Genomic DNA, 20,824 nt, shown 5'->3' on the forward strand with positions numbered 1-20,824 from the left:
GAGCCGTGATCAGTGGCAGAGACGATTTATGATCGCACCCTGGCGTTTGCCAGCATTTGTCAGGCAGCAAAATTGGTGCAGGACGTATCTCGCAATGGGTATTGTGACCAAGACGCATTAAATACGAGCCTGAGCAGCATTATCATCACCAATCCCTCTTCTACCCTAGACGTATTTCGTGGAGAAGTAGGGAATGTCACCGGTGGCGGTGAATCAGGCCTTCACCTTGGTTTAGAGACCCTCATTGGCCAACTCGATAATAGCCGCAATGGTAGCGAAACCATGCGCTACCTGATTAATTTGTTGGCGTTGGAGCGCAAGCTGTCCAGCCGCCGTGATGCCATGGCACAACTGGGCGATCGCATTGAAACGATCGAGCGCCAAGTGAGCCATTTTGATTTGCTCGATGAGCAAATGATCAGCAACCTTGCCAGCATTTATCTCGACGTGATCAGCCCACTTGGGCCGCGCATTCAAGTATCTGGTGATCCACAACATTTACAGCAAACTGGCGTGCAACATCGCGTGCGTGCCATCTTGCTTTCCGGTATCCGCAGTGCTGTCCTATGGCGTCAAGTAGGCGGCAAACGCCGGCATCTTATCTTTGGTCGCAAACAAATGGTTGAGCAGGCCAAACTCATTCTAGCCCGAAGCTAATCAGATTGAACTCAGGAGACAAAAAATGGAACTGTCAGCGCTGACTGCTGTTTCACCGGTCGATGGCCGATACGGTACGAAAACGATTGCGTTGCGATCGATTTTTAGTGAATTTGGATTGCTTAAATACCGCACCATCGTAGAAATCCGTTGGCTGCAAAAACTGGCAGCCACAGACAGCATTGCTGAAGTGCCCGTTTTTAGCGATGACGCCAATGCCCAACTCGACCGCATTGCTGCTGAGTTTGACGAACAAGATGCCGCGCGTATCAAAGAGATTGAGCGCACCACCAATCATGATGTCAAAGCGGTTGAGTATTTTCTAAAAGAAAAGATTGCCGATAACGCAGAACTTCATGCCGTGAGCGAGTTCATTCACTTTGCCTGCACCTCTGAAGACATTAATAACCTGTCGCATGCATTGATGCTCAAAGAAGCACGTGACACCGTGATCGTGCCAGAAATGCAACGTCTGGCGGACGCCGTCAAAGACCTGTCTCAGCAGTTCCGCGATGTGCCCATGCTTTCACGCACCCATGGTCAGCCTGCGTCTCCATCGACCATGGGTAAAGAGATGGCAAACGTGGCGTACCGCATGGCGCGCCAAATCAAGCAGGTTAAAAGCAGTGAGATCCTGGGTAAAATCAACGGCGCTGTGGGTAACTACAATGCGCACTTGTCGGCCTATCCTGAGATCGATTGGCATGCCTACAGCGAAGCCTTTGTGATCTCATTAGGTATTGACTGGAACCCGTACACCACCCAAATTGAGCCGCATGACTATATTGCCGAGCTTTTTGATGCCGTGTCGCGTTTTAACACCATTTTGATCGATTTTGACCGTGATATCTGGGGCTATATTGCACTGGGTCACTTTAAGCAAAAAACCGTTGCGGGCGAAATTGGTTCATCGACCATGCCACATAAAGTGAACCCGATTGACTTTGAAAACTCGGAAGGTAACCTCGGCCTAGCCAATGCCATTTTCTCTCACCTAGGGCAAAAGTTGCCGATTTCTCGTTGGCAGCGTGATCTGACTGACTCCACCGTATTACGTAACCTCGGTGTGGGTGTGGGCTACACCCTAATTGCTTATGCGTCGACTCTGAAAGGGATCAGCAAGCTGGAAGTGAACCAAGCCGCACTCGAAGCGGAATTGGATCAAAACTGGGAAGTCCTTGCCGAGCCTATTCAAACCGTGATGCGTCGGTATGGGATAGAAAAGCCCTACGAGAAGCTCAAAGAGCTGACACGTGGCAAACGGGTTGATGGCGAAGGAATGCGTACCTTTGTTGATAGTCTTGATTTGCCTGAGCACGAGAAAGCGCGCCTCAAGCAAATGACACCCGCCAATTATATTGGCGATGCGGTCAAGCTCACGGACAAACTATAAGCACAATACTTCCAATACTCGCGGCCTCCATATTGGAGGCCGTTTTTTATCCCACTCGCACCACCCTGCTCGTCACGTTATACTGCCGCAAATTTCGTAAACTAAGTCGTTATGTATCAGTTTCAGTTCTCGCTCGCCGAATTTATGGCCGCACATTGGCATCAAAGCCCAACCGTTATCCGCCAAGGGTTAGTCGATTTTAACGACCCCATTGAGCCTGAAGAAGTCGCAGGACTCGCGATGGAAGAGGACATTGACTCGCGCCTGGTGACTCAAGCCGATGGCAAGTGGCAAGTCGCAAACGGCCCTTTCGAGCACTTCGATGATTTCCCAGAGACCCATGCGCAACTGGTGGTACAAGCCGCTAACCATTGGCACCCAGGCGTCCGTGAACTGGCTGATGCATTTACCTCGCTACCGCAGTGGCTATTTGATGATGTGATGGTGTGTTATTCCCAGCCTCAGGGCGGCGTCGGGCCACACATTGACCAGTATGATGTGTTTATCGTGCAAGGCCAAGGCCGCCGCCGTTGGCGCGTTGGGCCAAAAGGTGATTACCAAGAAGCCAACTTAGACACCGGGCTCAAGCAGATCACCGGCTTTGATGCCATCATCGATGTGGTGCTAGAGCCAGGCGATATTCTTTATATCCCGCCAGGCTTTCCACACGAAGGCGATACCCTTGAGCCTTCACTCAGCTACTCAATTGGCTATCGCTCACCAAAAGCCCGCGAGCTACTGAGCAGTTATGCCGACCAAGTGATTGTTGACGAAGCCGGCGATAATCATTTCCATTGGCCTGCCATGTCAGCCCAACCAGACGCGCCTGCGGCATTGGATCCACAGCATCTCGCCCAGATGGACGAAATGATGATGGCATTAATGCACGACGAGACCCGTAAAAAGCGCTGGATTGGCGAGTTTCTCTCTCAAGCTCGGCATGAACTCGATTTGCTGAGCCCCGATCCTCAGTGGCAACCAGACAGTCTCAAAGCCGCCATGCAAGATGGACTTTGCTTAGAAAAACTCAGTGGCTTGCGTGCGTTCTATCACGCCGATCAGCCAGAGATGGTTTTTATGCTCGGTGAGAGCTTTGACTTACCGGAAGGCTGTGAGTCACTAACCCCTAAGCTGTGCAATCAACGTTTTATCGATTGGGAAACGCTCGGTAAAGCCGCTGACAATAGTCTGTTTTGGCCGGTGCTCACGCTGTGGGTAAACCGCGGCTACTGGTATCCTCTAGAGGAAGCGCCAGAGTAACCGCGGCTCACCAAGGTTAGACTTTAAACTGGGCCGTTAGCGCACGCTGACGGCCAGCCAGCGCTTCCAGTTGACTGGCAATACTCGCCGCCGATTCGGCATGCGATAAGAGTTCATCACTGCGCTCACGAATATGGGTCACGTTTTGCGTCACGTCGCCTGACACCGCGCTTTGTTGTTCCGCCGCCGCGCTAATTTCACTGTTAAGCCCCATCATATCCTGCATCGCAGTACGAATTTGGTCCAAGCTGGTGACGGTTTCTTGCACCTTTTCAGCGGTATCATCCGCTAACTGATTTCCATCATGAATCGCCGCTACCACTGATTGTGCGCCGGACTGCAACGAATCAATCACGGTACGGATCTGGGTGATTGACTGGTTAGTACGCTGTGACAGTTCACGCACTTCGTCAGCGACTACCGCAAACCCGCGCCCTTGCTCACCCGCACGCGCCGCTTCTATCGCCGCATTTAACGCCAGCAAATTAGTTTGCTCAGACATGGTATCAATCACGGTTAAGATTTCAGTAATGTCCTGACTACTCTTTTGTAAGGCTTGCGCATCATGGGTCGCCCCATTCAGCGTCTCCACCAAACGCGCCATGGCTTGCGATGAACCAGTCACGATTTTTTCACCGCTCTCTGTGGCGGTGTTGACCGTGTTGGCTGCAGTCAGCGCTGACTCAGTATGGCTGGCAACCTGGGAGGCGGTTTGCGTCATCTCTTCTGACGCCGTCGCCACTGCATCCAAGCTTGATACTTGTTCACGGCTACCATCTCGAGTTTGCGCGGCCACACGGGCAGCTTCTTTGGCCGTATGTTCCGCTTCTTCAACGCTATTAATCACATTCGCCATAATAGGCTGCAGCTTATCGAGGAAGCGGTTAAAGCGCCCCGCCAGTACCCCGATTTCATCACGATTTTTAAGCTGGATACGTTGCGTGAGATCGCCATCGCCGTCGGCAATCTCTGCCAAACGTTCTGCCAGTAGCTTCAGGGGTTTAACGATTTGGCGCGCCGCGAATCCGGCGATCACCAAGGCAAGCAGGGTTGCCACAACCCCTAAGCTACGTTCTGTCCACGCGGCTTGACTGCGTTGCGCGGTAATTTGTTGGCTTAATTGGTTTGCCTCAAAGAGTAAGACATCTTCCGGCAAGGTGATAAGGGCTCCCCACGTGGTGCCTGGCAAAGCAATCGGCACATAGGTCATCAACTGGCTTTTTTGCCACACGGTCTGTGGTTGACCTTCGGTCAGCCACCCACCCATGTTACCGGGCGCCGACGGCAAATCATCGACCTTCCCTCCCGTTGCTTGCGAGTTATCCGACGCGACTACTCGCCCACCTTGGCTTAGTACACTGACATTGCCAGCACCGTCAAATAGGGCTTTATCCGCCTCTGAGATCACTGACTGTAAGCCGCCAAGCGCAATATCAATGCCTAGCACCCCCAGTACTTGTCCATCACGCATCAGCGGTGAGGAAATGGTGACACTCATACTGCTGCCCGCTTGTTTGGGTGCAGATACACAAGCGGCGCCTTGGCTCAATGGGCATTGGTACCAATGATTCGCTGCTTGCCCGTTGTCATTTTTATCGCCGTTGTTAATTTGTTTCTCACTGAGCACGGTACCTTGCAGCTCGCCGTCCCGCTTTTGCCAGCGGCTGGCAAAGCGCCCTGCAGCATTGGCGCCCCGTTCTGTATCGAGCTGATAAAAGTCATCTTCTTGATCGAGCGCATTGGGCTTAAACACCACGAACGCAGCTTGCACCGTATCAAAGTTCTCCACGGAGCGCCGCACCAGCTCATTGATTGAACCGCGAAGTTCACCACTGTCGGTAAAGTTTTGCTCAGCGTTATACTGTAGGTACACCACACTTTGCGCCAGCATTTGCGCGCGGTACACCGCTTCATCTAAAGAACGCTGAACATGGGTCGCTTGAACGTGGGCTTGACTGGTCGCAAGACGTTGAGCAGCACTGCGCAGCGTTTGAGTGCTCGCTTGACCGACCGTTTGCTGAAATTGGTTATTTACGTAAGTCGAGAAGGTTAATAAGGTTACCGCGGTCACAGCAACGCACAAACTGGCCACGAGGGTGACCTTCCATTGAATTGAGAGGGATCGCATGACAGCTCCTTTGTCACTCTATCGACAGCCAACATTGCTATCGATTCTCATCCTTGAAACACGCATTTAACAGTAACAAAAAAGCGCAGGAAATAAACCTGCGCTTTTCATATTATTGCGTTTTTTACGATGGCAAAAAACGTCGCTTATCTGTCTTTTGGATCCAAGGCATCACGAAGCCCATCGCCGACATAGTTAAAACAGAACAATGTCATCACCATAAAGGCGGCAGGGAACAGCAGCTGCCAAATCGCAATTTCCATCGTTTGCGAGCCTTCTTGTAGTAAGGCGCCCCAACTGGTCATTGGCTCTTGCACACCTAACCCCAAGAAACTCAAGAAAGATTCAAACAAGATCATGTTCGGCACCAATAAAGTCGAGTAAACCGCAACAATCCCGAGTACGTTTGGCACGATATGGCGAGTAATGATATGACGGGTACTGACCCCTGACACGTGAGCGGCTTCGACAAACTCTTTACTCCGCAAGCTCAGGGTTTGACCGCGCACAATACGTGCCATATCTAACCAGGCAATACAGCCAATGGCCACGAAGATCAGCACGATATTACGGCCAAAGAAGGTGACCAGTACAATCACAAAGAACATAAACGGAATCGACTGGAGGATCTCCACCAGACGCATCATCACCGCATCGGTGCGGCCGCCAATAAAGCCAGAGGTTGCCCCGTATAAGGTACCAATCAGGACGGCGACAAAGGCCCCCATGACACCAACCATGATCGATATACGCCCGCCCATCATGGTGCGAGTAAAGAGATCTCGGCCTAACGCATCGGTACCAAACCAATGGCCCTCTAAGCCCAATGAAGGCGCGGCATGAATCGCATACCAATCGGTCGCGTCATAGGCATAAGCACTGATGTAGGGGCCAAGGATCACGCTCAAACCAATCAATACAAGAATCACCAAGCTCGCCATCGCAGCACGGTTACGCTTAAAACGAATCGCTGCATCCTGCCAAAGGCTACGCCCCTTGACATCGACTTCTTCAGCAAAGCTTTCGAGGGCGTCAATGTTTTCTTTTTTCGTCAGCATCATGTCACCCCTAGTAACGAATCTTAGGATCGATATACGCAAGCAGGATATCGACGATCGCGTTGAAAAGAATGGTCAGTGTACCGATCAAAATGGTACAGCCAAGCACTAATGAATAATCACGGTTAAACGCGGCGTTCACAAATAGCTTACCGATACCCGGCAAGCCGAAAATGGTTTCAATTACCACCGACCCAGTAATAATGCCCACAAACGCGGGCCCCATGTAGGAGACAACCGGTAGCATCGCAGGCTTGAGCGCATGTTTAACAATAATTTTAGGGTAACTGAGCCCTTTGGCACGCGCGGTGCGGATAAAGTTACTGTTTAGGGTTTCAATCATGCTGCCACGAGTGACACGCGCAAATGTGGCCACGTACAGCAAGGACATGCCAATCATCGGCAACACCATAAATTGCCAGCCCCCGCCTTGCCAGCCACCCGCAGGGAGCCAACCAAGATTAATGGCGAAGATATAAATCAGCACGGGCGCGAGCACAAAGGATGGCATCACTACGCCCAACATGGCCGTGGACATAATGGTGTAATCAATCCAGGTGTTCTGCTTAAGCGCGGCAATGGTGCCAATGCTCACGCCGAATAAGAGGGTAAAAATAAATGCGACAGCACCAATCTGCGCTGACACGGGGAGCGAGCCCGCGATCAACTCGTTCACCGAGTAGTCCACATACTTGAATGAGGGACCAAAATCGCCTTTTAGGATATTCCCCAAATAGGTGGTGTACTGCTCAAACACCGGCTTATCGAGGCCGTATTTGGCATTAATGTTTTCCATTACGGCAGGGGGCAATGGACGTTCGCTTGAAAAAGGGTTGCCTGGTGCAAACCGCATCAAGAAAAAAGAGATAGTAATTAAGACCAACAAGGTTGGAATAGCTTCCAAAAGGCGCTTGGCGATAAATTTCAACATAACTGTACCGTTTCGTTTTGAGCCTCACAGCGTCCGCTACCTAGGCGATACCTAAATAGCGACAACCAGCCAAGGGAGCTGCATGTTGCATGCTCCCTTATCAGCTGTGAATCAGGCGTTACTCCGCCTTGATGTAAAGATCTTTTGAGTAGATCTTTTCTTCAGCGTTATTGGCAGGGAAGCCACCGACTTGTGGACTAAGCAGACGCGCTTTTACATATTGGTAAATAGGCGCAATCGGCATGTCTTTTGCCATTTGGGCTTCTGCATCCAAGTACAGTTGTGTGCGTTTGGCGTCGTCTGTGGTGGTCATGGCGTTTTCCATGATCGCATCGTAGGCTTGGCTATCATAGTGCACACCACCTGACGAGTTAGAGCTACGCATCAAGCTAAGGAAAGTAGAGGCTTCGTTGTAATCGCCACACCAACCGGCACGCGCCACATCAAAGTTCCCCTCATCTTTGGTGTTGAGGTAGGTTTTCCACTCTTGGTTATTGAGTGCAACATCCACACCCAGCTTGTCTTTCCACATTTGACCAATGGCGACGGCCAGCTTTTTGTGGTTTTCACTGGTGTTATACAGCAGTGAGAAATCAAGCGGATTATTTTCACCGAATCCAGCTTCTTTGAGCAGACGCTTCGCTTCCGCGTCACGCTCTTCTTGGCTCATCTTCGCGTACGCAGGCAGCTCAGGATCAAATCCAGCAGTGATTTCAGGCGTCAAGAAGTACGCCGGCTTTTGTCCCTGACCCAGCAAGGCATCAGTGATCACGTTACGGTCAATCGCGTAAGACAGCGCCTTACGTACACGCACGTCATTAAAAGGTTCACGCTTGGTATTGAAGATGTAGTAATAGCTACACAGGTTGCCGACGATTGAAAGATCCTCAGGATGTTCCTTTTTAAGACGACGGAAATGCTCGTTGGGGATCTCATTAGTCATATCAATCTCACCGGCCAAGTAACGGTTCATTTCCGATACTTGGTTTTCAATCGGCAAATAGGTCACTTTATCGAGCGTGGTGTTTTCATTATCCCAATATTGGTCGTTGCGTGTTAATACAAGACGCTCGTTAATCACCCATTCGTCGACCACATACGCACCATTACCGACGAAGTTTTCAGGCTTGGTCCACTGATCGCCATATTCTTCTACCGTTTCTTTATGCACCGGCTTCATGGTGGTGTGGCCCATCATTTTAACCAGGTAAGGCACGGCGGTATCTAACGTCACCTGAAGGGTATGATCATCTAGCGCTTCAACGCCCAATGTGTCTTTGTCTTTCTCCCCCTTAATGATGGCTTTGGCATTTTCCATGTGGGTGTAGCCAAGATACCAAGAATACGGTGATGCGGTCATTGGATCAGCCACACGCTTAAAGCTGTATTCAAAATCTTGCGCGGTCACAGGATCACCGTTAGACCATTTGGCGTCTTCCCGCAGATAAAAGGTAAACACCTTGTTATCTTTGTTTTCCCAGCGTAAAGCGACGCCTGGAATGACATTGCCATCTGCATCTTGGTTAACCAGGCCTTCTAACAGGTCACGAATAACGTGCGATTCTGGCACACCTTGGGTTTTATGCGGATCTAACGACGCCACTTCGGCACCGTTGCCACGCACGAGTTCTTGCTCTGCCGCCAGTTGCGGTTCGCCTGTCGCGGACTCGGCTTGTTGTTTGGTTTCAGGGTTAGATTGAGAGGTCTGTTTTTGCTCTGGTTCGCTGCATCCTGCTAGCGCCAGAGAAAGGCCAGCGCCCATAAAGAGGGTTCGGGTGATCGTGTTTAGCTTCATCGTGTAACTCCATAACAATCGCTATTGCATCCATGACAATCGACGCCGCTTGGCGGGAGAATCCGTTTTGCACAATCTAAAAAGCTGTGCTACGCCTCACTGCGCGATTAGAGGCAAAACATTACCAAGCAACGCTGTGTTTTGCCATAAATCTGAAGTATTTTGCCATAGAATGAGATTAAAAACTCATCTTTCACTACTCAAAAGTCACATAAAGGAATTTTAAGCTGGTAAGACGAGGCCGCGTTAGCGCTTTATTCACCACAAGAAACAAAATACGGAACAAATTGCTATTTATACTGAATCTGGGGGCATTGGCACTAATGCTGAACTAGCTTGCAGTCAAAAGAACACACAAGCCTCTTTCTATCTTCGCAATCTCAGTGACTTTGACTGCCAATATGCGTCAAATGTTACTTAATTGTAAAGCCGTTACTAAACGTTATTTGTCGGAAAAACTCAACAGAAACACATGCACGTGATGTCAGACAGCTATCACGGTCACAAAATCTGGCTTGGATCAGCGGTAATGGTGCTTGTCAGTGCAAACGCTCATCGCGAATAGGCACGAGGGTCGAGCGAGGATATAAAATGGAGGGAGAAGGTAGAAACGGCTGCTACGGTAGGCTCGAGCGGTGATCATGTCGCAACAAAGCCAGCTTCGAGGCTGGCTTTGTCCTGTAAACCACTATTTTTTAGCATCGTCGGGACTAAAAACGGGGCCACTATCGGATGAGCGATCATTGGCTTCATCGTGCAGAGCACGGTTGTCCTCGCGTGCTTTTTCCATTTCTGGCATGACCTCGTTGAGCATTTCTTTCATTTTCTTGTTGCTATAGCGCTTGTGTTTCATTGTGTCCTCCTGAACTCATCAGTATTTGGCACAGTCACTCGCACAACACCGACCGAGTGTGATCGGCTGTTGCGCCAGTACAAACCGCTTGTGCAATTTTTACGCTACACCTTCATCGTCAATAAAGCAAAATATGGCCGAAAAGGCATACCAGACAGTATCGCCCCTACAGCACCTTGACGTCGCAGCCCGGGACCAGAGCGTATATCGGCCCGCTCTTGCTTTAGTTTAATAACATTTGCTGATAATAAGCGGCTGTTTAGACGAAATACCAATATTGATGCTTTTTTAAGCAAACAATGTTGTTATTCGACGCCATATCCCCCATCATTATGTTGTTGATGAGTTGTTCCCGATCATCAACCTGATTTTTCTTCCGACAAGAGAGTAAAAAGCAAGACTATGAGACCACAAAGCTCAACCTCGCGCCCTTTATGCGCTCGCGTTCGCCATGGTTACAACCCAAATAAAGGAAAAAAACCACAGGTTAACCGCTAACGCGGTGTTGATGTTAAAACACCCCTTTAATAGCCTCCACGTCGAGGCTATTTTTTTGTCTTTATACCGCGATGCTGACGACGAGTCAGAGCAGCCCCCTACTCACAAGCCGCCACAACGCGGGCAAGTTAGCGTTTGCGTAATGCGGTATCGCGAGCGGATTTGCATTGCAAATTGCGACTTTTCTCTCTCAAACGCTACGTAACTGCGGCGTCACCATGCCGAACCGCTGGTATAAGGGCGTTTCAAAAAGTAGGCACCCCTTTTGCAATATCTAAATTACTAGACCAACGCCATTGCTTGTCAGGGGGTGTCACATGGGACAATCCACACCAATTTTGTTTAATGATCGTCACATCTTGCCAGGGGGGCGGATGCCTCTCCGCATTCCAACAGGCGACTCTTTAGACACACTCGTATTCGCGTTAAAGCATGGACTGCCTATCGGGGTGTGTATGGCGGAAACACAAGCTCAGCGCTCTCACGTGGATATTGGTACCTTTATTGAAATTGAGGACTATACCCGAAGCCAAGAAGATGGCTGCTTAGTGATCACGGCACGGGGAACCGCACGCTTTGCGATTCATGCGTTTAACCAGCAGCACAACCACATCTTGTTTGCCTCGGTAAACGCGTTGCCTCGGTGGCCTGATTGCCACGTCGACAAACAAAGCGAGCCTCTCGTGGAGCGCTTACAGTCGATGTTTGAGCGCTATCCTGAACTACAACAAATGCACCGAGAGACCGAGTTCTCCAATTTGGCGTGGTTATGCCAGCGCTGGTTAGAGCTGCTGCCGCTCCCCACCGGGGAAAAACAACAGTTAATGGCGAACAGCTCCTGTGTCGCCACACGGGATTATCTGTTGAGTATGATGCAAGATCCCCATTAAACCGTTTTTATTGCTGCCTTGCTATTTGCCCTAATTATTCATTTGCTTGATTGGGCGAGGTAACGCGACGCGTTACCTCTTTTTTTGCTTTCACCCTTCATCCTACTTTCCTAACTTGTTCACACTTTACTGCTGCGGTCAATACCTTGTCGCTCGAGCTTCAGGTAAACTAGGCGCATTGATTTTTTCTCAGGAAACCAAGCAATGACCCAACAAGTTTCAGATCAGCATTCACAACGTATCGTCGCGATTGGGGGCGGACATGGTCTGGGACGCGTCTTATCGGCATTGGGGGACTATGGCGAGCAGGTAACAGGCATTGTCACCACAACCGATAACGGCGGGTCAACGGGTCGTATTCGCGCATGCCAAGGAGGGATAGCCTGGGGCGACATTCGTAACTGCCTCAACCAACTAATTACCGAGCCCTCGGTCGGCTCCATGCTGTTTGAATATCGCTTCAAAGGGAAAGGTGAGCTGAACGGGCATAATTTAGGTAACCTGATCCTGACGGCGCTGGATAACCTCTCAGTCCGTCCGCTGGAAGCCATCCAACTTATTCGCGATCTGCTAGATATCCGCCCCAATTTACTGCCGATGTCTGAGCACCCTTCTGAGCTTGCCGCGTTAACGCCAGAGGGCGAAACAGTGTCGGGGGAAACACACATTGATGAGCTAAGCGCGCCACCGACGCGTCTCTTTTTGTCCCCAACCGTCCCCGCGACCCGCGAAGCGATTGAGGCTATCGAGCACGCTGACTTGATTTTACTCGGCCCTGGCAGCTTTTTGACCAGTGTGATGCCGCCACTATTGGTCCCTGAACTCGGCCGTGCGTTAAAACATGCTCAGGCCAAGCTGGTGTTTATTAGGAACCTCGGCAAGGAAATCGGGCCAGCGGGCGAGATGCCTTTAGCGACGATGCTTTCCTGGTGCGAGCGCACGATGGGCGGGAAAGAAATCGATGTTGTGATCGGAGAACAACACGCGCCGCAGCTCGCCACGCGTTACCAACAAAAAGAGGCCAGCTTGGCCTCTTCAAATCATCATTGGCGTCATGACAGGGATAAACTACGTCAAGCTATTGATGAAACTCTGCTCGACGGCCATTTCTCGGTAGGTAGAAGCCGTTCCTCGTAGCATTTCGGTTAGCTCATCTAAATGGTGTGTCATCCACTCTTGTTGGCCTTGCTTGACCCGTGATTCACACTCACGCGCCATCTCGGCCAGATCATCCGCACCAAAACTGGCTGCACTGCTTTTTATCGCATGGCTGATCTCACGCACTTGCTCGATCGACGGAGAACCAGACAATTGAGAATGGTATTGCGATAGCTCATCGCTAAAAACAGTGAGCAAAGCCGTCACCGTATCCTCGCCTACTTCTGATTTCAGTCGACGTAATGTGTCAGTATTTACTGTGGTGGCCATACATCCATTCCTATCATTCATGCGCCGCAGATTTTTGCCAAGCTTGTAGCTTTCGATACAAGGTTGAAGGGCTAACTTCAAGTAACCCCGCTGCTTGCGGGATATTGCCATTACACACATCGATCGCGACTTCAATCGCCCGTTTTTCCGTTTTCCATAGTGGTTCTATATCGGCTTTCATCACCACTGGTGATGCTGGTTTGACGGGCTCGTGCGTCGCTAGTGCGCTGTTCGCCGTTTCCGATCGCGTGTTATCCCCTGTAGATGCAATTTCAACACCAGAAACGCGAGCGACTGGCGATGGTAGCATTTCTTTGCTGACTTCTTCGCCGTTATGCAACACCACAATGTTACGAATCACGTTTTGCAGCTGCCGAACATTGCCTGGCCAATCGTAGCGAAGGAGTTGCGTGGTCACTTCGTCACTAAAACGACAAAAATCTTTGCCTTCTTCCGCGGAAAACAAAGCAAGCAACGCATTGGCAATGGCGATGACGTCGTCTCCACGCTCTCTTAAAGGTGGCAACTCGAGTGGAATGACGTGCAAGCGGTAGTAGAGATCTTCCCGGAATTTCCCCTGCTGTACTTGGAGCCAGGGATCGCGGTTGGTGGCACAGACAAATCGAACATCCACTGACTTCACTTGCGAAGAGCCAACCTTTTGAAAACTCCCCGTTTGAATGAAACGTAGCAGTTTGGATTGCAAATCCATATCCATTTCGCAAATTTCATCCAAAAACAAGGTGCCACCATTGGCCATTTCTGCAGCCCCTTCACGCTCGGACGCAGCGCCCGTAAAGGCTCCTTTCACATGGCCAAATAACTCACTTTCAATCAAATCTTTCGGAATCGCCGCGCAATTTAGTGCAATAATCGGCTTGTTACTTCGTGTACTGGCAGCATGAATCGCTTCTGCGCACACCTCTTTACCGGTCCCGCTTTCACCGGTAATAAACACCGTGGCTTTACTGGGTGCGGCCGATTCGATCACACGGTAGACCGCCTGCATCGGCAAGCTACGGCCAATGAACCCGTGGTATTCACTTTCCTGTTTAGTCGCTTTCCCCGGATGACTCGGCTTGGGTTTGAGCGACTTGTTGACCGTGACACGCAACTGATCGGCTTCACAAGGCTTGATCAAAAAGTCATTGGCACCATGACGCATCGCATCGACAGCGGCATCAATCGAACCGTGAGCGGTCATGATAATCACGGGTAAATCGGGCGCGACCGCACGCACTTTGGCAAGCACATCGATGCCCGACATATCTGGCAGGCGTAAATCTAAAATCATCAGTGCTAACTGGTCGCCTTCTTGCTCGAAAAAAGCCATCGCATCCTGCCCCGTCCCTACAATGGTGACATCCACATCTAAGGGGTTAAGGTAGGATTTATATAACGCCGCCACCGACGCTGTATCTTCCACCATCAATATTCGTTTACTGGGTGATAGTGCTGGCATGTATCCTCCAAGAATCGCATCGCGGCGTGTAGCGTTAACTCACTCAGTTGCACGAGCGTATGCGAAATGCGTTGCATTATGCAATTTTGCAACCATTGTAGCGGGACGAGTCCGTTAAAACCACACGTTTTGTCGATGTAATGGCTATCTTTTATTTTTGGCACGCCAAATGCATCTATTCCAGTGACCCTCAGGGGTCACCTAGCCAACTGACGTTGTTTGTGAGTTTTCACTCACTGAAACACTGTAGCCAACCTGTCGTTTAGGTTGGCTTTTTTTTTACTTTCAAGCGGTGATTGTTCACCCCATTAACTATTAACAATAAACTGCTCACGCAGTGCTTGTAACTGATCTCGCAATTGTGCCGCGGTTTCAAACTCAAGGTTCTGCGCGGCCTCAAACATCTGACTTTCCAATTTTTTGATTTCAGCATCAATTTGTTGTGGTGACTTCAACGCATAATCCGCATCAGGCTCGGCAACGGCACGCAGCGATTTGGCTGCTGGTTTCGCAGGTTTACTCCGTTTACCCGTACCTATCTCCATCACGTCCATCACTTTCTTGTTCAGTTTCTGAGGCGTAATGCCATGCGCCTCATTATGCGCAATTTGCTTAGCCCGGCGTCGCTCCGTTTCATCAATCGCGCGTTTCATCGATTTGGTCATCGAATCGCCATACAAAATCGCTTTGCCGTGAAGGTTACGTGCTGCGCGGCCAATGGTTTGAATCAATGAACGTTCAGAGCGTAAAAAGCCTTCTTTATCCGCGTCCAAAATCGCCACCAATGACACTTCGGGCATATCTAACCCTTCTCGCAGCAAGTTGATCCCAACTAACACATCAAACTCACCGAGGCGCAAGTCTCGAATGATTTCCATACGCTCCACCGTATCAATATCGGAGTGCAGATACCGCACGCGGACGTCATGTTCTTGCATATATTCGGTTAAGTCTTCAGCCATGCGCTTAGTCAGAGTCGTGACGAGTACGCGCTCGTCTCGCTCACGACGGGCGCGTACTTCGGAGAGCAAATCATCAACTTGGGTGGCCACCGGACGTACTTCTATTTCAGGGTCGATAAGCCCCGTTGGACGCACGACTTGATCAATGATATCCGAGCCCGATTTTTCAGCTTCATAGTTACCCGGCGTGGCAGAGACATACACGGTTTGTGGTGCCAGTGCCTCGAACTCATCAAATTTTAGCGGTCGGTTATCCAACGCTGAAGGCAGCCGAAATCCATAGTCCACCAAGGTCTCTTTACGCGAGCGATCGCCCTTGTACATAGCACCAATTTGCGACACCGTGACGTGCGACTCGTCGATGATCAACAGTCCATCGGCGGGTAAATAATCAAACAAGGTCGGTGGTGGTTCTCCTTCTGCGCGGCCACTCAAATAACGCGAGTAGTTTTCGATACCCGAGCAATAGCCCAACTCGTTCATCATCTCTATATCAAACTGCGTTCGCTGAGTGATCCGCTGCTCTTCCAGCAGTTTATTGTGCTCAAGCAGTGTTTTTTTACGGTCCGCTAACTCCACTTTTATCTGCTCGACCGCTTCGAGGATCCGCTCGCGCGGTGTCACATAGTGCGTTTTAGGGTAGATGGTGCAACGAGGCATATCTTTGACACTCACCTGCCCGGTTAAGGGATCAAACACACTAATGGTTTCCACCTCGTCGTCAAACAGCTCTACCCGTATGGCATCTTTGTCTGACTCGGCCGGGAAGATATCGATGACTTCTCCGCGAACGCGAAACGTTCCGCGCTCAAAAGCCAAATCATTGCGGGTGTACTGCAATTCAGCGAGGCGTTGTAAGATGGTGCGCTGGTCTAAAAAGTCACCACGACGGATGTGAAGCATCATTTTTAAATATGAATCGGGGTCGCCCAACCCATAAATGGCAGAGACCGACGCCACAATCACCACATCACGGCGTTCCATCAACGCTTTTGTCGCCGACAAGCGCATCTGCTCAACATGATCATTAATCGATGCATCTTTCTCTATAAAGGTGTCCGTCGAAGGGACATACGCCTCTGGTTGATAATAATCGTAGTAAGAGACGAAATACTCCACCGCATTATCAGGGAAAAACTCGCGCATCTCTCCGTAGAGCTGCGCCGCCAAGGTTTTATTGGGGGCCAATACCATCGTCGGACGATTAAGCTCAGCAATGACATTGGCCATGGTGAAGGTTTTCCCCGAGCCTGTTACCCCCAGCAGCGTTTGATGGGCAAGACCGGCCTCTAATCCTTCACACAGGCGATGAATGGCCTCAGGCTGATCCCCTGATGGTTTAAAAGCAGAGTGCAGTGTAAATGTTTTACTCATGAAACTATCCTGTTAGGGGCTGACCACTGTGTCTAGATTGGGGCGCTAACGCGAAAAGCCTATTGTCCTGACTCGCCCTACGGAGTCAACGACTGCGGTTCATTACTCGCAAGATAATCATTGCGATCTTTTTCTCATTGAATGCTTGACCTCACTATGGCTCCTAGGTAACCTGTCTTTCCTCTTTTGGCATGCAGTCATTGCAGCCAGCTTGTCTAAGCGAAGACACAGCACTAAACGAATAGAGCACGAAGCAAATCAAGTGCTAAAGCATATAGTGCAATAATGATAAAGCCTCTAAATCATGCGTTTTCGCGCGTATTTCTACTGAATATCCTCTCTTATCACTTTTTTATCCCCGACACTCAAGGATTGAACAAATAGCGACCTGTGCATAACCCATGATCTTTTTTTTTCAAACTGATTGCGTCAAAAAAAATTACAATCAATAAAAATCAACACCTTACATTTATACTCATACCGACTATGGCTGCGTCAAGCTGGCAGAAAATCAGTCATCGCGTGAGTTGATCAGGATCCACACACATGGTTATCCACAGAATCTGTGGGTAAACGCTGAGAGCCCTTTCATAATCGGCCGTATAAAAAGTCAAGATAAAATTAGCCGCTATGCTTAATCAATCGCCACTATGGTGTTTTTATCATCGTCGCTGGCTAGCTTTTCAGCAGTCGATTGAAAAGATAGATTTTATTGCTTTTCATCAGTTGACACCTTTCGAGGCGATCGCTAACATTCGCCCCGTTCTCAAGGCAATTCCCCCTTAGTTCAGTTGGTAGAACGGCGGACTGTTAATCCGTATGTCGCAGGTTCGAATCCCGCAGGGGGAGCCAATTCTATGTCTCTCTTCTCTTTGACCTATCTTACTTTTCCGTGATCTCATCATACACTCTTACCGTGATCGAACACGCTACACTGCCACTACCCTTAGAATAAGGTACGCGCGGAAAGCGTCACTAACAGCTTACAGCGAGCCAAGCAAAAACCCTGCGCAATGGCGGTTGTTATAGCCGCTTCAAAGGTCGATAATAGACAGATCACAAAAACATTAAATGATTAAACAGCATGGCTGAGTATTTGTTGCTACTGGTGGGCACGGTATTGGTCAATAACTTCGTACTGGTGGAGTTTTTGGGCTTGTGTCCATTCATGGGCGTATCAAAAAAACTGGAAACAGCAATTGGGATGGGGCTTGCCACAACCTTTGTGTTGACCTTGGCATCAGTGAGCTCGTATCTGGTTGAAACCTATATTCTGATCCCACTTGATCTCGGATACCTGCGTACACTGAGCTTTATCTTAGTGATTGCGGTGGTGGTGCAGTTCACGGAGATGGTGGTGCATAAAACCAGCCCAACACTGCACCGGCTATTGGGTGTATTTTTGCCCTTGATCACCTCCAACTGCGCCGTGTTAGGCGTCGCACTACTCAACGTTAAGCAACAGCACAGTTTTATCGAGTCGATTATTTATGGCTTTGGTGCGGCGTGTGGTTTCTCGTTGGTGCTGGTTTTATTCGCTGCAATGCGTGAGCGCATTGCGGCCGCTGACGTTCCGGCACCTTTTAAAGGCGCGTCCGTGGCGATGATTACTGCAGGATTAATGTCGCTCGCCTTTATGGGCTTTACAGGACTGGTGACTTTATCATGAGTGGAATAGTGATAGCGGTGATGGTGCTTGCCGCGCTTGCCGCCATATTCGGTGCAATTCTAGGTTTCGCCTCAATTCGCTTCAAGGTGGAGGCGGATCCGATTGTCGATCAAATTGATGCCATTCTGCCGCAAACGCAATGTGGCCAGTGCGGTTACCCTGGCTGTCGTCCCTATGCGGAAGCCATTGCCAACGGTGACGAGATTAACAAATGTCCACCAGGTGGTCAGCAAACCATTGAAAACTTGGCTGATTTGATGGGTGTCGAAGCGACCGAACTTGCCCACGATGAAGAAAAAAGTATCAAAACCGTTGCCTTCATTCATGAAGAAGATTGCATTGGCTGCACTAAATGCATTCAGGCCTGTCCGGTCGATGCCATTGTGGGCAGCACCAAAGCGATGCATACCGTGATCGAGCAAGATTGCACTGGGTGTGATTTATGTGTCGCCCCCTGTCCGACAGACTGTATTGAAATGATCCCCGTTCAGGACACCCCCGAAACCTGGAAATGGAAGCTTGAACAAATTCCCGTTGTAGATGTTACTGAGAGTCAGAGAGCACGCGCCTGATGGACAGCCTTATCGAACAAATAAAACATGGCCAGATCTGGGATTTCCATGGTGGCATTCACCCACCTGAGCATAAAACCCAATCGAATCAGGGGGCCATTTTAGAAAAGATTCTCCCTACCGAGCTTGTTATACCGCTCAAACAGCATATTGGCAGTAAGGGCAAACTATGCGTGAGCCAGGGCGATCAGGTATTCGCGGGACAAGCCCTCACTGAGACAGATATTCAACAATGTGTGCCGGTACATGCGCCGACATCAGGCACCGTGATTGCTATCGAAGATAGAACCATTGCGCATCCCTCAGGCTTGTCCGACCGTTGCGTGGTCATTCAGCCCGATGGCAAAGATACGTGGAGACCTAAGCCTGCCCTACCAGCCTATCAAACTCAGCCGCCCGAGCAATTGATCGATCATATCCGGTCTATGGGCATTGCTGGAATGGGAGGCGCAGGCTTTCCAACCGCAAGAAAGCTGCAAAGTGGCTTGGCCAGAACAGAAGTCCTTATCATCAACGCCGCAGAATGTGAGCCTTATATCACCGCCGACGATCGGCTGATGCAAGATTGCGCCGATGAAATCGTCGCAGGGATACAGATTCTTAATCATATTGTTAAGCCTAAGCTGACCGTGATTGGTATTGAAGATAATAAACCAGAGGCTATCGCGGCGCTTAAAGCTGCGGTGAAAGCCGTCGATGAGGACATACTCATCCAGGTAGTCCCTACCAAGTATCCATCTGGCGGTGAAAAGCAACTGATTCAAATCATTACCGGGAAAGAAGTCCCTGCCAAAGCCTTTCCCGCTAGTATTGGCGTGCTTATGCAAAACATCGGGACCATCTATGCGATCAAACGTGCCGTGTTAGATGGCGAGCCGCTGATTAAGCGTGTGGTCACCTTGACCGGGAAAACGCTCAAAACCCAGCAAAACCGGTGGGCGCTTCTCGGCACGCCAATTGGCGAGCTGTTGGAACACCATGGCTATAAGGCAGAGAAAAAACAGCCACGGGTGATCATTGGTGGCCCGATGATGGGCTTTACCGTCCCACACGCACAAGTGCCGGTAACCAAAACCACTAACTGTGTGCTGGTGCCAACGCGCAAGGAAATAGCGCCTGCCAAGCAAGAAATGGCCTGCATTCGTTGCAGTGCCTGTGCCGATGTTTGTCCCGCTCACCTTTTACCTCAGCAATTGCAGTGGTATGCCAAAGATCAGGACTACGACAAGTGCCAAGACTATGATCTCTTCGATTGTATTGAATGCGGCGCTTGTGCCTATGTGTGTCCCAGTGAAATCCCGCTGGTGCAATACTATCGCCAGGCCAAAGCGGAAATTCGTGAAATTGAAGCGGAAAAAGAAGCCGCGGAGCGCGCGCGTCAGCGCTTTGAAGCCAAAAAAGCGCGCATGGAACGTGAAAAGCAGGAGCGAGAAGAAAAACATCGCAAAGCCGCGGAGCGTCGCAAAAAAGCCGCGCAACAAAACACGGGCTCCGATGATGCGCTTAACGCTGCAGTGGAGCGGGTGAAGGCGAAAAAAGCCGCTCAGTCGGCATCGAGCGATGTCAAGCCTGCCGTGGCGGCGGCAATCGCCCGAGCGAAAGCGAAACAGGCCGAAGCGGCGCAAGCAGGCAGTGATGAGCCAGACAACAGTGAAATGATGAAGTTGCGTGAGGAGCGCAAACGGCAAGCACGTGAACGTAAGGCGGCCAAAGAGGCGCAAAAAGCCTCAGAGGCCACCGATTCACAGGCAACCCCCAACACCGATAGCCAAGACGGCAAGAAGGACGCCGTCGCCGCCGCGGTTGCCCGCGCCAAAGCGCGCAAAGCGGCTCAGCAAGGCGACACCAAGCCACAACCAAAGACAGCTGCCGATACGCCATCCGACGCTGCAGA

The 20,824-nt window shown here is 50.3% G+C and carries 16 protein-coding genes and 1 tRNA gene; 9 read left to right on the forward strand and 8 right to left on the reverse strand.

Going from position 1 to position 20,824, the window contains the following annotated elements; translation table 11 throughout:
* Positions 1 to 12: 12 nt before the first annotated feature.
* The 3 genes from hflD (at position 13) to C7A19_RS09710 (ending at position 3,310) form a co-directional block, all read left to right on the forward strand.
* On the forward strand, positions 13 to 657 hold the full coding sequence (gene hflD / locus C7A19_RS09700; protein WP_069361197.1) for a high frequency lysogenization protein HflD: 645 nt from the start codon (positions 13 to 15) through the stop codon (positions 655 to 657).
* 25 nt (positions 658 to 682) lie between these two features.
* Positions 683 to 2,050 (forward strand): adenylosuccinate lyase, encoded by a 1,368-nt coding sequence (gene purB, locus C7A19_RS09705; protein ID WP_116644792.1) that lies wholly within the window; start codon positions 683 to 685, stop codon positions 2,048 to 2,050.
* A 111-nt stretch (positions 2,051 to 2,161) separates the two neighbouring features.
* Positions 2,162 to 3,310 (forward strand): cupin domain-containing protein, encoded by a 1,149-nt coding sequence (locus tag C7A19_RS09710; protein WP_116644793.1) that lies wholly within the window; start codon positions 2,162 to 2,164, stop codon positions 3,308 to 3,310.
* Positions 3,311 to 3,326: 16 nt separating this feature from the next.
* Here the strand turns inward: C7A19_RS09710 and C7A19_RS09715 are convergent, their stop codons facing one another.
* The 5 genes from C7A19_RS09715 to C7A19_RS15540 all read right to left on the reverse strand — a co-directional run bounded on the left by C7A19_RS09715 (position 3,327) and on the right by C7A19_RS15540 (position 10,075).
* Positions 3,327 to 5,438, reverse strand: a complete 2,112-nt coding sequence (locus tag C7A19_RS09715) for a methyl-accepting chemotaxis protein (protein WP_116644794.1) — start codon at positions 5,436 to 5,438, stop codon at positions 3,327 to 3,329.
* Between the two features lie 146 nt (positions 5,439 to 5,584).
* Positions 5,585 to 6,496, reverse strand: a complete 912-nt coding sequence (gene oppC, locus C7A19_RS09720; RefSeq protein WP_077673752.1) for an oligopeptide ABC transporter permease OppC — start codon at positions 6,494 to 6,496, stop codon at positions 5,585 to 5,587.
* Positions 6,497 to 6,506: 10 nt separating this feature from the next.
* The gene (oppB, locus tag C7A19_RS09725) at positions 6,507 to 7,427 is read right to left on the reverse strand and encodes an oligopeptide ABC transporter permease OppB (RefSeq protein ID WP_069361193.1); all 921 of its coding nucleotides are present in this window, start codon (positions 7,425 to 7,427) and stop codon (positions 6,507 to 6,509) included.
* A 118-nt stretch (positions 7,428 to 7,545) separates the two neighbouring features.
* A complete protein-coding gene (locus tag C7A19_RS09730) occupies positions 7,546 to 9,222 on the reverse strand; it encodes an ABC transporter substrate-binding protein (protein WP_116644795.1) in 1,677 nt (558 codons plus the stop codon).
* Between the two features lie 688 nt (positions 9,223 to 9,910).
* Positions 9,911 to 10,075: a hypothetical protein gene (locus C7A19_RS15540; RefSeq protein WP_155522562.1), complete on the reverse strand. Its 165-nt coding sequence runs from the start codon at positions 10,073 to 10,075 to the stop codon at positions 9,911 to 9,913.
* Between the two features lie 815 nt (positions 10,076 to 10,890).
* On the opposite strand from C7A19_RS15540, the gene C7A19_RS09735 reads away from it, so the two are divergent.
* The gene (locus C7A19_RS09735) at positions 10,891 to 11,463 is read left to right on the forward strand and encodes an LON peptidase substrate-binding domain-containing protein (protein ID WP_077521160.1); all 573 of its coding nucleotides are present in this window, start codon (positions 10,891 to 10,893) and stop codon (positions 11,461 to 11,463) included.
* A gap of 204 nt (positions 11,464 to 11,667) precedes the next feature.
* Positions 11,668 to 12,600 carry a uridine diphosphate-N-acetylglucosamine-binding protein YvcK gene (yvcK, locus tag C7A19_RS09740; RefSeq protein ID WP_116644796.1) on the forward strand — a complete coding sequence of 311 codons (933 nt, stop codon included), beginning with the start codon at positions 11,668 to 11,670 and terminating at the stop codon, positions 12,598 to 12,600.
* On the opposite strand, the gene C7A19_RS09745 is transcribed toward yvcK, so the two are convergent.
* The 3 genes from C7A19_RS09745 to uvrB form a co-directional block, all read right to left on the reverse strand.
* A complete protein-coding gene (locus C7A19_RS09745) occupies positions 12,532 to 12,891 on the reverse strand; it encodes an Hpt domain-containing protein (RefSeq protein WP_069361189.1) in 360 nt (119 codons plus the stop codon). The two genes, yvcK and C7A19_RS09745, sit on opposite strands and share 69 nt — an antisense overlap.
* 13 nt (positions 12,892 to 12,904) lie before the next feature.
* Positions 12,905 to 14,353 carry a quorum-sensing sigma-54 dependent transcriptional regulator LuxO gene (luxO, locus tag C7A19_RS09750; protein ID WP_235607579.1) on the reverse strand — a complete coding sequence of 483 codons (1,449 nt, stop codon included), beginning with the start codon at positions 14,351 to 14,353 and terminating at the stop codon, positions 12,905 to 12,907.
* A gap of 308 nt (positions 14,354 to 14,661) precedes the next feature.
* On the reverse strand, positions 14,662 to 16,689 hold the full coding sequence (gene uvrB / locus C7A19_RS09755; RefSeq protein ID WP_116644797.1) for an excinuclease ABC subunit UvrB: 2,028 nt from the start codon (positions 16,687 to 16,689) through the stop codon (positions 14,662 to 14,664).
* A 776-nt stretch (positions 16,690 to 17,465) separates the two neighbouring features.
* Here uvrB and C7A19_RS09760 point away from each other — a divergent pair.
* The 4 genes from C7A19_RS09760 to rsxC form a co-directional block, all read left to right on the forward strand.
* Positions 17,466 to 17,541: transfer RNA gene (locus C7A19_RS09760), tRNA-Asn, on the forward strand.
* 232 nt (positions 17,542 to 17,773) lie between these two features.
* Positions 17,774 to 18,358, forward strand: a complete 585-nt coding sequence (gene rsxA, locus C7A19_RS09765) for an electron transport complex subunit RsxA (RefSeq protein ID WP_046075315.1) — start codon at positions 17,774 to 17,776, stop codon at positions 18,356 to 18,358.
* Positions 18,355 to 18,930, forward strand: a complete 576-nt coding sequence (gene rsxB, locus C7A19_RS09770; protein ID WP_116644798.1) for an electron transport complex subunit RsxB — start codon at positions 18,355 to 18,357, stop codon at positions 18,928 to 18,930. Before rsxA ends, rsxB begins: the two co-directional genes overlap by 4 nt.
* Positions 18,930 to 20,824 (forward strand): electron transport complex subunit RsxC (gene rsxC, locus C7A19_RS09775; RefSeq protein WP_116644799.1); only part of this gene is annotated, 1,895 nt, incomplete at its 3' end. The genes rsxB and rsxC, both read left to right, overlap by 1 nt.

Source organism: Salinivibrio sp. HTSP (assembly GCF_003390965.1).
GTDB classification, from domain to species: Bacteria; Pseudomonadota; Gammaproteobacteria; order Enterobacterales; family Vibrionaceae; genus Salinivibrio; species Salinivibrio kushneri.